The following is a 15,781-nucleotide window of genomic DNA, read 5'->3' on the forward strand; positions in this document are numbered from 1 at the left end:
CGCGTGGACGCCGTCCTCCACGCCCTGTCCATCGCGGGCGCCATGACCTGGGACATCACCTGGGCGCTGATCCTCGGTTTCGCACTGTCCGCGGTCGTCCAGGCCGTGGCCCGCAAGCAGGGCGTCGTCGGCCTGCTCGGCGACGACCGGCCCCGGACGCTGGTGATCGCCGCAGGCCTGGGCGCGGCGTCCTCGTCCTGCTCCTACGCCGCCGTCGCCCTCGCCCGCTCGCTCTTCCGCAAGGGGGCGAGCTTCACGGCGGCGATGGCCTTCGAGATCGCCTCCACCAACCTCGTGGTCGAACTCGGCGTCCTGCTGGCCCTGCTCATGGGCTGGCAGTTCACGGTGGCGGAATTCGTCGGCGGGCCGGTCATGATCGTCGTCCTCGCACTGCTCTTCCGGCGCCTGCTCCGGCCGGACCTGCTGCGGGAGGCCCGCGCCCAAGCCGACCGCGGGCTCGCCGGGTCGATGGAGGGGCACGCGGCGATGGACATGTCCGTGCGCCGCGAGGGCCCGTTCCTGCGGCGCCTGCTGTCCCCCGAGGGCTTCACCGCCACGTCGCACGTCTTCGTGATGGAGTGGGCGGCGATCCTGCGCGACCTCGTGCTCGGCCTGCTCATCGCCGGCGCCGTCGCCGCCTGGGTGCCGGACTCCTTCTGGCAGGCCTTCTTCTTCGAGGGGCATCCGCTCGCGGCGAAGCTGTGGGGCCCGCTGATCGGGCCGCTCGTCGCCATGGCCTCGTTCGTCTGCTCGGTCGGCAACGTGCCCCTCGCGGTGGTCCTGTGGACCGGGGGCATCAGCTTCGGCGGCGTGGTGTCGTTCATCTTCGCCGACCTGCTGATCCTGCCGATCCTCAACATCTACCGGAAGTACTACGGCCGCCGCACGGCCCTGCTGGTCCTGTGGACCTTCTACGTCGCCATGGCCGTCGCCGGCTACGTCGTCGAGGTGCTCTTCGGCGCGCTCGGTCTGATCCCCGACCGGTCGAGCGCCCACGTCCCCGGCGGCGGCGTCCACTGGGACTACACCACCTGGCTCAACATCGCCTTCCTCGCGCTCGCCGCCGTGCTGCTGGCCCGCTTCCTCGGCACGGACGGCCGCCGGATGCTGCGGATGATGGGCGGCTCACCGGCGGGCGGGCACTGAGCGTGGTCCGGCCCCGGCCCCGGTCCGGGGGCCGGGGGCCGGGGGCGGCGGAGGCCTGTGGTCTCATGGGCTCCGTGAGCCGCGCCGCAGAAGAGACCAACCGCCGGATGCTCCGGGCACGGGACGCGATGGACCGTGCGTACGCGCAGCCGCTGGACGTGCCGGCGCTGGCGCGGATCGCCCATGTGTCACAGGCGCACTTCACCCGCACCTTCCGGGCCACCTTCGGGGAGACGCCGCACCGCTACCTGCAGCGCCGCCGCGTGGAGCGGGCGATGTTCCTGCTGCGGGAGAGCGACCGCAGCGTGACGGACATCTGCTTCGAGGTCGGCTTCGGCAGCCCGGGGACCTTCAGCCGCACCTTCCGCGACATCGTGGGCACGTCGCCGCGGGCGTACCGCAAGCAGGCGACGGCCATGGACGTGCCGACGTGCTTCGCGAAGGCGTGGATGCGGCCGCGTGCCTGATCGCGGGCCGAGCAGGCCGAGCAGGGTGAGCAGTTTTGGATAAGTTTTCGTCCGGCCCGGCCAGTAGCGTGATGCACATGTTCAACGCCATCACGCACTCGCAGATCTACGTCCTGGACCAGGACGAGGCCCTCGACTTCTACGTCGGCAAGCTCGGCCTGGAGGTGAACGCGGACGTCGACCTGGGCTTCATGCGCTGGCTCACGGTGAATGTCCCCGGCCACCCGGAGCGCCAGATCCTGCTGGAGAAGCCGGGCCCGCCGGCGATGTCCGAGGAGACCGCGCAGCAGGTCCGCGAGCTGGTCGCCAAGGGCGCCACGGGCGGCCACCTGATCTTCAGCACCGACGACTGCCGCAAGACCTACGAGACGCTCCGGGACCTGGGCGTGGAGTTCACCGAGGAGCCGACCGTGCGCCCGTACGGGATCGACTGCGGCCTGCGCGACCCCTTCGGCAACAGCATCCGCTTCACCCAGCCGAAGGCCTGAGCCGCGGCCGCCGGGAGGCGCCCGCGATCGGTCCCAACCGACTGCCCCTCCCGGACGTCTGTATCGCACGTCCTTCTGCCCGCAGGCCCGTGTCACCGGCACGCGGCCTGCGGGGCAGTGCGATCGACGTCCCGAGGAGCAGCATGCCGTCACGTCAGGTACCCCCTTCCGCGCACCTCCACCGGCCGCTTCTGGCGGCCGTCCTCGTCGCCGCGGCCGTGCTCGTCACGGCCCCGGAGGCGTCGGTCGCCGTCGCCGTCCAGCCGTCCACGACCGCCGTGGCCGTCCATGACCAGGCGGTCACCCGGGCCGAGCGGCAGGCGGTCCTCGACTACTGGACGCCGGAGCGGATCGCGGCGCTGACCCAACCCTCGTCGGGCAACCCGTCAAAGAGCGGTCCCGACGGCGCCCCGTGGACGGGGCGGAGCGCCCTCGGCCGTACGGTGGGCCGGCTGTTCTTCACCGACCACGGCGAGGACTCCAGTTGCACCGCCACCGTCGTCGAGAGCGCCAACGGCAGCACCGTGGTCACCGCGGGGCACTGCGTGAACAACACCGACCTCATCGGTGAGGACAACCAGTGGACGCGGAACGTGCTGTTCGTGCCCGGCTACCGCGACGGACGGGCGCCCTACGGGAGGTTCACCGGCCGGCTGGGGGTCGTCGCCCCGACCTGGCTGGAGAACGACCAGCAGCACGGTGAGGTCTACGGCGCCTACGACCAGGCGTTCGTGGTCCTCGACACGGACGCGCGGGGGCGGACCGTCCAGGCCGCGGTCGGCGCGGCGCAGAGGATCGGCTTCGACCGGCCCGGCGACCGGAGGGTCCACCAGTTCGGTTACCCCCGCGCGGCCTCGGACCCGGAGCGTGAGGGCCTTCCCGAGTACACCGGCGAGCGGCTCGCCTACTGCACCGGACGGGCCGAGCAGGTCGTCGGCACCCCCGAGTACCCCGCGGCCAAGGGGCTGTGGGGGACCGAGTGCATCATGGGCGGCGGCTCCAGCGGGGGCCCGCGGATAGCCGGTCTCGACCCGGAGTCCGGTCTGGGCACCGTCGTCGGCGACAACTCCGAGGGCGGCCGGCTCGACGCCTCGGGCAACGCCTGCGACCCCTGGGATCCGGCCCCGGGCTGCACACGGCACCTGGTGGGCCCGCAGTTCACCTCCGCCGTCACCGGGCCGCTCTACCAACACGCCCAGCACAGCGCCCGCTGAGCGACGCCGACCACGGCGCCTCCCGGCCGCGGCCGGGAGGCGCCGTCCCGCCTGCCCCTCAACGGCGGCCGGGGCCGGGTGTGTTGTGCCCGGAACCGGTGACGGCCGGGCCCTTAGCCCCGGGGCCGGGTGGGCGTAGTCTGTGCCAATCTCATTGCACGGGCCATCGAGAACGGGGGGCGTGGTGCCGGGGTTCGTGTTCCTGCGTCTGCGCGCACATCGCCTGCTGCTCGGCGCCGCCCTGCTCTCCGTGCTCCTCACCACCTGCGCGGTCGCCGCGCTCGCCGCGTTCAGCTCGGCCGTGGGGGACGCCGGTCTGCGGCGCGCGCTGCAGGAGCAGTCGGCGGCACGGACACTGGTCGGGATCACCGCCGACGTCGACGGCAAGGACCCGGGCGCGGCGGACGGGGCCGTGCGTGCCACGGTCGCCGGCGCCTACGACGGCCTGCCGGTGTCCGTCACCGGGGTCACCCGTTCCGGCCCGTACGGGCTGCCGATGGCGCTGCGGCCACGCGGTGCCCCGCGCACCGGGGACCCGGACCTGACGGTGCTGTCGACGCTGGACCGGACGCGGGTGACCATGGCCGAGGGCACCTTCCCCGGTGCCCCGGCGGCCGACGGACCGGTCCCGGTGGCGCTGCCCGAGGCGGCCGCGGAAGCGCTGAAGGTGCGCACCGGGCAGGTGCTCACCCTGACCGACCGGCTGCGCCACGGCACGCTGCGGGTCCGCGTGACGGGGACATACCGGCCGGTCGACCGATATGCCCTGTACTGGCGGCTCGACCCGCTGGGCGGCCGCGGCGTGCGGACGCTCTCCTTCACCACGTATGGGCCGATGGTCACCGTCCCGGGGGCCTTCGGCCCCGGCGGGGTCCCCGCTGTGGAGATGGCCTGGCAGGCGCAGGGGGACTTCGCCGCGATGACCACGGCCCGCGCCGACGACGTCAGCGGGAGCGTCCAGCGGACGGTGCAGCGGCTGGGCACCCTGCAGGCCGCGAACTCCGTCGTGGCGAGCAGCGAACTCCCGGACCTGTTGGGAGAGTTGCGCGGAACCCTGCTGGTGAGCCGGTCGACCCTGCTGATCAGCGTTCTGCAGCTGATGCTGCTGGCCGCTCTCTCCCTGCTCCTTGTCGCCGGACTGCTCGCGGAGGAACGCTCCGCCGAGACCGCGCAGTTGCGTGCCCGCGGCGGCTCGCGCGCCCAGATGACCGGTTTCGCCACGGCCGAGGCCCTGCTGCTGACCGTACCGGCCGTGGTGCTGGCCCCGCTGCTCTCGGGCCGCCTGGTGCGGCTGCTCGCCGGTCACGGGGCGCTGGCGCGGGCGGGGGTCCGGCTGGAGCCCTCGTCGCTGACGGCCTGGTGGGTGGCCGCGCTCACCGCACTGGCCTGCGGTCTCGCCGTCGTCGGGCCCGTACTGCGGCGCACGGGGACGTACACGCAGGAGTACACGGCGCGACGGCGCCGGCGGGCGTTGCCCGCCGGCGTGCAGGCGGGTGCGGACGCGGGCCTGGTGCTCGTGGCCGGCCTGGCGTTCTGGCAGTTGTCCCGCCGCGAGGCGGGCAGTGGGACGCTCAGCACCGACACCTCCGGACGGCTGGGTCTGGATCCGGTCCTGGTGGGGGCGCCCGCGCTGTGCCTGCTGGCGGGTGCGGTGCTGGCGCTGCGGCTGCTGCCGCTGGCGGCCCGGCTCGGCGAGCGCCGCGCGGCGAAGGCCCGCGGGCTGCCGGCGTCCCTGGTGGGCTGGCAGCTGGCACGCCGCCCGGGCCGCGGGGCGGGGCCCGCCCTGCTGCTGGTCTTCGCCGTGTCGATCAGCATGTTCGCGATCGGCGAGAACAGCACCTGGACCCGGTCCCAGGACGACCAGGCGGACTTCGCGGTCGGCGCCGACCTGCGCGTGTCCGGTTCCGCCACGCCCGCGTTCGGGCAGGGCGGCGTCTACGACGACGTACCCGGCATCGCGGCCGTCACCCCCGCCGGCCGCGCCACCGTGTCCCTGCCCCGCGACCGCGACGCGACCGTCCTGGCCGTGGACACCACCTCGGCCGCCCGTGTCCTGCGGCTGCGTGACGACCTGTCCGACGAGCCCCTCGCGGACCTCGTGCGACCCCTGCGGGCGGACGGCGGCCCCGCCGCCCGCAGCGCCGGATTCGTCCTGCCCGACGGCACCGACCGGCTCCGCCTGACGGTCCGTCTCCGGTCGCTGGGGGCCGGGGACCGCACCGTCGCCGGCACGGTGACCGACCAGCTGTTCGTGACGCTGACCGACCGGTACGGCGTCCCGTACACGCTCTCCCTCGGCGAGGTCCGGGCCGACGGCGAACGGCACGTGCTGGAGGCCGACTTCGCGGCCGTCACGGGCCGGGTGCGCGGCGCGGGGCCCGCCGGGCCGCTGCGTCTGACCGGGCTCCGGGCCGAGTACCTGGTGCCCCGGCGGAACGAGCGGCACAGCCTGACGGTCACCGACGTACGCGCGGTGACCACCGGCGACGGCACACGCGAGGTGCCCTCCCCCACCACGACGGCCTGGTCCGCCCGCACGCAGATCGACAACCCCGACTTCCCCGAGGCCCCCGGCCTCGGCTACCGCCCCTCACGCACCGGCGAGCCGCGCTCCGCCGCGGACACCCCGCTGACCGTCCGCTACGACACGGGCGAGGAACCCTTCCAGCGGGACATCCCCAACGGCGCCGACGGAGCCTCCCTCACCCTGCGGGCGGGGCCGCGGCCGCCCACGGTGCTGCCCGCGGTCGTCACCGACGCCTTCCTGAGCGCCGTCGACGCGAAGCCCGGCAGCACCGTCCCGGTCGAGCTGGAGGGCACACGGCTGTCCCTGCGCATCACAGGGTCGCTCCACGCGCTGCCCACCACAGGGCGGGACGGCTCCACGGGCACCGGCGGCGGCGCCGTCCTGCTGGACCTGGCGAGCCTGAACCGCGCCCTGGTCTTCCAGGACCAGCGCGGGCTGGAGCCCACCGAGTGGTGGCTCGCCGCCGGCCCGGCCGGAGCGCCCCGTGTGGCCTCGGCCCTGCGCGCCCGGGGGGACGCCGCCACGATCGTGGTCCGTGACGAGGCGCGGGCGCAGTTGCGGCGTGACCCGCTGGGCGCGGGTCCGTTGTCGGCCCTGCCGGCGGCGGTGGTGGCGGCCGCGGTGCTGGCGGCGGTGGGTTTCGCGGTCGCGGCGGCGGGAGCGGTACGGGAGCGCTCGGAGGAGTTCGCGCTGCTGCGGGCGCTGGGCACGCCGCGGAAGTCGCTGGCCCGGGTGATCGCGGCGGAGCAGGGGCTGCTGGTGCTGACCGCGGTGGGGGTCGGGGCGCTGCTGGGCGGGGCGCTGACCCGGTCGATCGTGCCGCTGATCGTGCTGACGGCACGCGCGGACAGCCCGGTGCCCGAGGTGCGGGTGGAGTTGCCCGCCGTGCCGTTGCTGGAGCTGCTGGCCGCGGTGGCGGTGCTGCCGCTGCTGGCGGTGGCGGTGGCGGCGTTGCGTACGGCCGATCCGGTCCGCGCGCTGCGCCGGCAGGGAGGGGAGTGACGTGACCGACGTGCGTACCGCCCGGCCGGCCTCGTGGACCGGTGCCCGCCTGCGCGCCGCCCCCGGTGGGGCGCTGGCGCTGGCCGCCCTGGTGCTGGTGACCGCGTTCCTCGCGGCGGCGCTGCCCCGCACCGTCGAGGCGTACGAGGACGCCGCGCTGCGGGACACCCTCCGGCGGGCCTCCCTGACCGACCGCAGCGTCACCGCCACCTTGGACCTGTCGTTCTCCGGGGTGCGAGGCGGTGGCGGTTCGCCGTTCCAGGCGAGGGAACTCGCCAGGACCGAGGACATGTTCCGGAGTGTGGTGCGGCCGCCGCTGGCCCTGGACACCGCGCAGACGGTGTACGGGGTGCGCAACGCCGAGGCGGCGGCGGCGACCGATCCCGGCCTGCCCCGGCCGACCAGGGACCGCGATCCGCGGGCGACGCTCATCTCCCAGCCGGGCCTCGCCGCCCGCTCCCGGCTCGTCGCCGGACGCATGCCGGCGTCCACCGCCGGGGAGCGCGAGGTGGAGGCGGTGGTCACCGCACGGACCGCGAAGGTGATGGGCCTGCGCGCGGGTTCCGCGGTCCACCTGCTGGACACGACCGGGGCCGGGCTGACCGTGCGGATCACCGGGATCGTCGAACCCCACTCGCCCGGCGAGGCCTTCTGGAACGCCGAGCAGGACCTGCTCGCCCCGACCCTCGTGAGCGTCCCCGGCCCGCCGGGTGAGGACCCGGAGCACTACTGGCACTTCACCGCGCTCATCGGCCAGGACGCCGGCGGCGTGGTGCTCGGCCTGCCGGAGGGCGCCCGCCTGTACTGGCACCACCCCGCCGACGTCGGCGCGTTGAGCGCCCACGACGTGCCCGCGCTGCGCGACCGGCTGGCGTCGCTGACGGGCGGACCGGACTCCACCCAGCTGCGCATACTGACCGGAAGCCAGGCGGTCACCGTGGGTCAGGACGGACTCGCCGCGCTGCTGGGGCCGTTCGTACGGGAGCGGGAGGCCGCCGCGCCACTGGTGCTGATCGCGACGGTGGGCGTGGGCGCCGTGGCAGGAATCGTGCTGCTGATGGCGGGCGGCCTGTCGGCGACCCGTCGCCGTACCGAGCTGCGGCTGCTGCGGGCGCGCGGAAGCAGCCTGACGGGTCTGTGCGCCCGGCTGCTGACGGAGAGCGCCGTCGTGGTCGTCCCGTGCACGGCGGTCGGGGTGCTGCTCGCGCTGCTGCTGGTGCCGGCCGAACGCTCCGCCGCCTCCCTGCTCGCCGGGGTGCTGGTGGCGGCGGTCGCCGTTCCGGCGCTGCCGCTGCGGGCGGTGGCGCTCGTCCGCCGGGTGGGCCCGGAGCGGCGCGACGACCTCGTGCAGGCCCGGCCCTCACGCCGCCGGGCGGTGGCGGAGCTGACGGTGGCGGTCGTCGTGACCGGCGCGGTCGTGGCGCTGCGGCGCCGGGGCACGGCGGACGGCGGCGCGGACCTGCTCACCGCCGCGGCACCGGTGCTGGTCGCGGTGATCGGGGCACTGGTCCTGCTCCGGCTGTACCCGCTGCCGTTGCGGCTGCTCTCCCGGCCCGCGGCCCGGATGCGGGGCACGGTGCTGTACCTGGGGCTGGCCCGGGCCGGCCGTACGCCCTCCGCCACGGCGCTGCCGCTGGTGGCCGTGCTGGTGGCGCTGGCCGTGACGTCGTTCGGCGGCTCGGTCCTCACCGGCGTCGAGAGCGGCCGCGACCGCGCCGCCACGCGCGCGGTCGGCGGCGACGCCCGGATCGAGTCCCTCACCACGCTCCCGGAGGGGCTGGACGCGCGGGTCCGGCGGGTGCACGGCGTCCTCGGCACCTCGCCCGTGAGGATCGAGACGGGTCTCTCGACGGCGCCGGCCGGCACCTCCTACGACCTGGTCGTCGTCGATCCGGCACGCTACGCCGCCCTGGTGGCCGCCACGGGCATCGGCACCCCCTTCCCCGCCGCGACACTGGAGGGCGACGGCAGCGGACCGCTCCCCGCGATCGTCTCCCCCGCGCTGGCACGGGAGTTCGGCAGGACGACCGTGTCCGTGCAGGCCTTCGCCGGGGCGACCCCGGTGCGCACGGCCGCGGTGCGCGACGTGACGCCCGCCGTCCTGGGCGGCGAGTTCGTCGTCGTCTCCGCGGCCGGCCTGGCCCGCACGCACCCCGAGACCGCCCGCTCCCCCGTCCAGGCCGCGACCGCGCTCTACGTGACGGGGCCGCGACTGGACGGGCGGGCGCTCAACGCCGCCGCGCGCGCCGCCTCGGCGGACCTGACGGTGGCCCTCCGCTCCGAGGAACGCGCGTCGTTCACCTCCTCGGCGCTCCAGACCGGCGCCCGGCGGGTGTACCTGGCAGCCGTGGCGGCGGGCGCGGGCTACAGCGCGCTGGCCCTGCTGCTCTCCCTGATGGTGCACACGCCGCAGCGCAAGGCGTTGCTGGCGCGGCTGCGGACGATGGGCATGACGGGCCGTCAGCGGCAATGGCTGGCGGTGCTGGAGACGCTGCCGCAGGTGCTGCTGGGCGCCCTCGGCGGCATCCTGGTCAGCCTGGCCACGGTCCCGCTGCTGCGTCAGGGGGTGGATCTGACCGCGCTCGCCTTCTCCTCGGCCGCGCCGGTGACCGGCGTGTCCGGGACGGTGCTGCGCACGGACCCGCTGTCGCTGCTGCTGCCGTCGGCCGCGCTGGTGGTGCTGGCTTGCGCGGTGCTGGTGGGGCAGGCGTGGCTGACAGGACGACGCGGAGAGGGAACGGAACTGCGGATGGGGGAACGGGAATGAGCCAGGACACACCGGGGACGGCGGCACGGAGCGGTGCGACGCTGGCGGACCTGGAACGGCGCGTCACCGAGAGCCGGGAGCAGCCCGCCTACGGGCACGACGCGTTGATCGTCTGCGACCGGCTGGTGCGGATCTTCACCGCCCAGGGCGTGGAGGTCCAGGCGCTGCAGGGACTGGACCTGCTGGTGCAGCAAGGCGAACTGATGGCCCTGGTCGGCGCGTCCGGCAGCGGCAAGTCCACCCTGCTCAACATCCTGGCCGGGCTGGACACCCCCACCGCCGGCGCCGCCTCGGTCGCCGGCTTCGACCTGCTCGCCATGAACGCCGCCGCGCGCCTGCGCTACCAACGCGAGGTCGTCGGCTTCGTCTGGCAGCAGACCTCACGCAACCTGCTGCCCTACCTGACCGCCCTGCAGAACGTCGTCCTGCCCATGCGCCTTGCCGGCCGCGTCAAGAGCCGCACCGAACGCGCCAAGCGCGCCACCGAACTGCTGGACCTGATGGGCGTCGGCTACGCCGCCGACCGCCGACCCCAGCAGATGTCCGGCGGCGAACAGCAGCGCACCGCCATCGCCGTCGCCCTGGCCAACCACCCCTCCCTGGTGCTGGCCGACGAACCCACCGGCCAGCTGGACTCCGCCACCGGCGAGCAGGTCTTCGGCGCCTTCCGCACCGCCAACAAGGAACTCGGCACCACCATCGTCGTCGTCACCCACGACCAGGCCGTGGCCACCGCCGTCGACCGCACCGTCGCCATCCGCGACGGCCGCACCGCCTCCGAAGTCGTCCGCCGCACCAGCGTCGACGACGAAGGCCGCACCACCGTCCACGCCAGCGAATACGCCACCGTCGACCGCTCCGGCCGCCTCCAGCTCCCCCGCGACTACACCCACGCCCTCGACATCCGCAACCGCGTCATGCTCGAACTCGAACCCGACCACATCGCCGTCCGCCCCGACCGCCCCGACCGCCCCGAACAGGACTGACCGGCCCGCGGAGGAAACCGGCAACCCGCCCGGTTCCTGACCGGACCTCACGTCAGCAGGCGTGCGGGCAGTGCCGTCTCGCGCACCGCGCCACCGCTCCCGGGCTCCACCCGGTGCAGGGTCAAACCCGGTCGTTCCGCGACGGCCTCCGTGAGCCCGCCGTCGGTGAACAGGGCCGCCGCCCCGTCGTCGAGGGCCCAGCCGCCAGGCAGTTCCCCCACGGCCACGGCGGCGCGGAACGCGGGCCGGCGGGCGGGCTCGCTGTCGTAGTGCGGGCAGAAGCTGCCAGGGAGCAGGCCGAGGCCGTCGCGCAGGGGCCTGACGGGGCCGAAGGAATCGGTGAGGCAGGCCCGGAACCAGCAGTTGGCGCCCGCGCTGACGCCGCACAGGAGCACGCCCGCGTCGTACGCCTCACGGAGGACCGCGTCCAGTCCGTGCACCCGCCACACGGCGAGCATGGCCGCGGTGCTGCCGCCTCCGACGTAGACGACGTCCTGGGACAGGACGAAGGAACGCAGGTCCTGGTGGTCGCGGCGGAAGAGCGACAGGTGGGCGGGCTCGCAGTCGCGCGCCGAGAAGGCCGCGTGGAACTCCTCGACGTACGGCTGCGCGTCACCGCTCGCGGTGGGCACGAAGCAGACCTTCGGGCGAGGCCGGCCGGTGGTGCGCAGTAGGTACGTGTCGAGCGGTGAGCCGGACGCTCCGGGCGCTCCGGAGAACCCGCCGCCCAGCAGCACGATCCTTCTCTTCGCGGTCATGGGGACGTCCTTGACGCCCCCTCGGCGGGACACACCTCCTGCCCCGGACCGGCGCCGGAACGACCCCCGGCGCGGGCGGACCAACGACTCTGACGCGAAGCCCGACTCATGTCAATATGTATTCCTAATTTAGGAGAATCCCGGAACGCGGCGTGCCCAAAACCTTGACAGGCCCTTCCCGGCGGGTGCATGTTCGGCAACGTTGTCATCGCGATGGCAACGTTGTCATCGCCTCGATGATGCCAGGCCGCCTCCTCATTGAACATCCCTGAACGGAGCCGTTGTTCATGCCGGACCAGTCCTCCCTGCCCTCCCGACGCGCCGTACTCTCCACCGGCTCCACCCTCCTCGCGGGGTTCGGGCTCGGCATGGCCTTCCCCGCCGCCGCCACGGCACAGACGCGGTCCTCGAACCCGGCCGGTGCCCGGGCCGAACTCGCCGCGTACCGCCCGGTCACGGTGTCCTCCACCGACTACGCCCCCACACCGGCCGAGTTCGCCGTCGACGGCCTCGACCGGGTCGGCGTGCGGGGCTCCGGATGGCGGGCCGCCGCCGGCGACCCCCAGTGGATAGCCGTCGACCTCCAGGCCCTGTGCGAGGTCGGGTCGGTGCGCCTCACCTTCGAGGCCACGGTCGACGACCCGCCGTTCACGCCCGGGACCGGTGGCAATCCCCGCGACAACACCACCGGCCAGGAAGTCCTGTCGAGTTGCGCGGTCGCCTTCGTGATCGAGACCTCGCGCGACGGGAAGTCGTGGACCGTCGCGCACCGCACCGACGACGGCAAGGGCGGGGTCGTGGAGATCGCCCTGCCCGAGCCCGTCACCGCACGCTGGGTGCGGATGACGGTCACCAAGCGCTCCAACGCCAACCCGCTGGGCCTCAACGGCTTCCAGGTGTACGGCACCCCGCGCGGACACCGCCCCGAGGCCACCGGCTGGACCGACTGGGGCACCCACCACCGCACGCCCCCGGCCCTGGAGGTCGCCGACGACGGCACCGTGCCGCTGGAGTCCGGCTGGGACCTGACCATGGACGACTGGGCGGGCGGCAGTGCCGCGGAACTGTCGGCGCCGTCGGTGGACACCAGCGCCTGGCTGCCCGCCACCGTGCCCGGGACCGTCCTGTCCTCGCTCGTGACGGAAGGCCACCTGCCCGACCCGGTCGCCGGCTTCGCCAACCTGCACATCCCCGAGGCCCTCTCCCGCCACTCCTGGTGGTACCGGCGCGAGTTCCGCCTGCCCAAGGGCCTGCGCACCGGGGCCGGGCGCCGCGTCTGGCTCGAGTTCGACGGGGTCAACCACGAGGCGGACGTCTGGCTCAACGGCAAGCAGGCCGGCACCCTCACCTTCCCCTTCGCCCGGGCCGCCTACGACGTGACCGGGCTGCTGGCGGCGCAGGGCCCGCAGGCCCTGGCGGTGAAGATCAGCCCCATGCCGTTCCCGGGCAGCCCGGGCGACAAGGGCCCGGCCGGCCTCGCCTTCGTCGACGCCGGCGCGAACATGATGAACCGCAACTCGCCGACCTACCTGGCCTCCTCCGGCTGGGACTGGATGCCCGCGGTGCGCGACCGGGCCGCCGGCATCTGGAACCACGTACGGCTGCGCTCCACCGGCGACGCGGTCCTCGGCGACCCCCGCGTCGACACCGTCCTGCCGGACCTGCCCGACACCCGCACGGCCGAGGTGACCATCGTCGTCCCGCTCCGCAACGCCGCCGCGGACGCCCGGTCCGTCACCGTCACCGCCGCCTTCGACGGCGTGCGCGTGCAGCGGACGGTCACCGTGCCCGGGGGCGGCAGCACCGACGTCGTCTTCGACCCGGCCTCTGACCCGAAGCTGCGCCTGCGGAACCCGAAGCTGTGGTGGCCCAACGGCTACGGTGAGCCGGAACTGCACCGGCTCACCCTCACCGCCTCCGTGGCCGGGCAGGAGAGCGACCGGCGCACCACGCGCTTCGGCCTGCGCCAGTTCGGCTACGAGTACGACGTCCCGCTGACCTTCCAGTCGGGCTCCAACGCCTACGCGCAGACGGTGACGTTCACCCGGCGGACCGCCCGCTACGTGCGGATCCTGTGCCGCACCCGGGCCACCGACTGGGGTTCGTCGATGTGGGCCCTGTCGGTCGCCGACGGCACCGTGCCCGATCTCGACCTCGCCCTGCACAAGGACGCCACCGCCTCCTCCACCGACGACCCGTCCAACCGGCCCGGCAACGTCACGGACGGGAACCCCGGCACGCGCTGGTCGTCGAAGTTCGAGGACAACCAGTGGGTCCAGGTCGACCTCGGCTCCGCGGTCTCCTTCGACCGCGTCGTCGTCACCTGGGAGCAGGCGTACGCCGAGACGTACACCGTCCAGGTCTCCGCCGACGGCGACGACTGGACCGACGCCGCGTCCGTCGACAACGCCGCGGTCCCGCTGCCCTTCCAGACCTCGGGCTCGGCGAGCCTGCAGGACGTGGAGTTCGCCGCGACCACGGCCCGCTACCTGCGGATCCTCTGCCACTCGCGCGCCACCAGCTGGGGCTCGTCCATGTGGGGCCTGTCGGTGGTCGACAGCGGTACGCCCGGCACCGACCTGGCGCTGCGCAAGGAGGCGACCGCCTCGTCCTCCGAGGGCGACGGCAGCGGTCCGGGCAACGCGGTGGACGGCAAGCCCGGCACCCGCTGGTCCTCGGCGTACGAGGACGAGCAGTGGATCCAGGTCGACCTCGGCTCCGCGGTGCGCTTCGACCGCGTCGTCATCACCTGGGAGCAGGCGTACGCCAAGACCTACACCGTCCAGGTCTCGGACGACGGCGACGAGTGGACCGACGTGAAGTCCGTCGACAACTCCACCGTCCCGCTCAAGATCAGCGTCAACGGCGTCCGCGTCTTCGCCCGCGGCGGCAACTGGGGCTGGGACGAGCTGCTGCGCCGCATGCCCGCGGAGCGCATGGACGCGGCCGTGCGCATGCACCGCGACATGAACTTCACGATGATCCGCAACTGGGTCGGCAGCAGCAACCGCGAGGAGTTCTACGCCAGTTGCGACGAACACGGCCTGCTGGTGTGGAACGACTTCCCCAACGCCTGGGCGATGGACCCGCCGAACCACGAGGCCTTCCTCGACCTGGCGCGGGACACCGTGCGGCGCTACCGCATCCACCCCAGCGTCGTGGTGTGGTGCGGCGCCAACGAGGGCAACCCCCCGGGCCCGATCGACGAGGGGATGCGCACCGCGGTGCGCGCGGAGGCGCCCGGCCTGCTCTACCAGAACAACTCGGCGGGCGGCATCGTCTCCGGCGGCGGCCCCTACGGCTGGGTCGAGCCCGAGCGCTACTACTCCGCGTCGACCTACGGCGGTGGCAGCTTCGGGTTCCACACCGAGATCGGCATGCCCGTCGTCTCGACGGCCGAGACCATGCGGCGCATGGCCGGCGAGGAGCCCGAGTGGCCGGTCGGCGGCGTCTGGTACCACCACGACTGGAGCACCCGCGGCAACCAGGCCCCGCAGAACTACCGCGCGGCCATCGAGGGCCGGCTCGGCACGGCGGAGGACCTCGACGACTTCTCCCGCAAGGCGCAGTTCGTCAACTACGAGAACTTCCGCGCCATGTTCGAGGCCTGGAACGGCCGGCTGTGGGACGACGCCTCCGGCCTGATGCTGTGGATGTCGCACCCCGCGTGGTACAGCACGGTGTGGCAGACGTACGACTACGACTTCGACGTCAACGGCGCCTACTACGGGGTCCGCAAGGCCGCCGAGCCCGTCCACGTGCAGGCGGACCCCGTGAGCGGGAAGGTCGTGGCGGTCAACCACACACCCCGGGCCCTCGAGGGCGCGACGGTGTCCGCGCGCCTGCTCGACCTGTCCGGCCATCCGCTGTCCGCGGAGCGTCGCGGCACGGTGGACGTCGCGGCGTCCGCGAAGGCGGAGGCGTTCACCGTGGCCTGGACGGACGGCCTGCCGGACTTCCACCTGCTGCGGCTTCGACTGACGGACCGTCATGGCGACGTGCTGTCCGAGAACGTCTACTGGCGCTACCGCAAGCCCGAGCACATGCAGGCGCTCAACAAGGCCGCACGGACCCGGGTCCTGGCCGACGTCACGGACACGGACCTCTCGGGCGACCGCCACGGGCTGACCGCGCGGCTGAGCAACCGGGGATCCACGGTCGCCGCCCTGGTCCGGCTCTCCCTACTGGACTCCCGTACCGGGGACCGGGTGCTGCCCACCCTGTACAGCGACAACTACCTGTGGCTGCTCCCCGGTGAGAGCCGCACGGTGACGCTGTCCTGGCCCGCCGGGGCGCTGCCGTCGAAGCGGCCGAAGCTGCGGGTCGACGGCTACAACGTGCCGCCGGTCACCGCGCAGCCGTAGGCCCTGCCGCCGCCGTGGCGGTCACCTGCCGGGTGACCGCCACGGCGATGCGGCGCGCCGGG

Annotated in this window: 9 protein-coding genes; 8 read left to right on the forward strand and 1 reads right to left on the reverse strand. The window is 74.1% G+C overall.

The genetic code is table 11. The features are described from left to right. Nucleotides 1-3: 3 nt before the first annotated feature. From OG937_06240 to OG937_06270, 7 genes are all read left to right on the forward strand, one after another. Entirely contained in the window at nt 4-1,146 is a 1,143-nt protein-coding gene (locus tag OG937_06240) for a permease (GenBank protein WUD71317.1), read from the forward strand. Between the two features lie 65 nt (nt 1,147-1,211). Beyond that, nucleotides 1,212-1,613, forward strand: a complete 402-nt coding sequence (locus OG937_06245) for an AraC family transcriptional regulator (protein ID WUD71318.1) — start codon at nt 1,212-1,214, stop codon at nt 1,611-1,613. 77 nt (nt 1,614-1,690) lie between these two features. Beyond that, a complete protein-coding gene (locus OG937_06250; GenBank protein ID WUD71319.1) occupies nt 1,691-2,101 on the forward strand; it encodes a VOC family protein in 411 nt (136 codons plus the stop codon). Between the two features lie 143 nt (nt 2,102-2,244). After that, the gene (locus OG937_06255; protein ID WUD71320.1) at nt 2,245-3,315 is read left to right on the forward strand and encodes a peptidase; all 1,071 of its coding nucleotides are present in this window, start codon (nt 2,245-2,247) and stop codon (nt 3,313-3,315) included. Between the two features lie 181 nt (nt 3,316-3,496). Continuing rightward, on the forward strand, nt 3,497-6,844 hold the full coding sequence (locus OG937_06260; protein ID WUD71321.1) for an ABC transporter permease: 3,348 nt from the start codon (nt 3,497-3,499) through the stop codon (nt 6,842-6,844). Between the two features lies 1 nt (nt 6,845). Beyond that, nucleotides 6,846-9,611, forward strand: coding sequence for a hypothetical protein (locus OG937_06265; GenBank protein WUD71322.1), 2,766 nt, complete (start codon nt 6,846-6,848; stop codon nt 9,609-9,611). Continuing rightward, nucleotides 9,608-10,597, forward strand: coding sequence for an ATP-binding cassette domain-containing protein (locus OG937_06270; protein ID WUD71323.1), 990 nt, complete (start codon nt 9,608-9,610; stop codon nt 10,595-10,597). The genes OG937_06265 and OG937_06270 overlap by 4 nt, the downstream gene beginning before the upstream one ends. A gap of 47 nt (nt 10,598-10,644) precedes the next feature. On the opposite strand, the gene OG937_06275 is transcribed toward OG937_06270, so the two are convergent. After that, the gene (locus OG937_06275) at nt 10,645-11,355 is read right to left on the reverse strand and encodes a peptidase E (protein WUD71324.1); all 711 of its coding nucleotides are present in this window, start codon (nt 11,353-11,355) and stop codon (nt 10,645-10,647) included. A gap of 287 nt (nt 11,356-11,642) precedes the next feature. Between OG937_06275 and OG937_06280 the strand changes: the two genes are divergently transcribed. Beyond that, nucleotides 11,643-15,719, forward strand: coding sequence for a discoidin domain-containing protein (locus tag OG937_06280; protein WUD71325.1), 4,077 nt, complete (start codon nt 11,643-11,645; stop codon nt 15,717-15,719). Nucleotides 15,720-15,781: the final 62 nt, after the last annotated feature.

It is taken from the genome of Streptomyces sp. NBC_00510 (assembly GCA_036013505.1).
Taxonomy (GTDB): Bacteria; Actinomycetota; Actinomycetes; order Streptomycetales; family Streptomycetaceae; genus Actinacidiphila.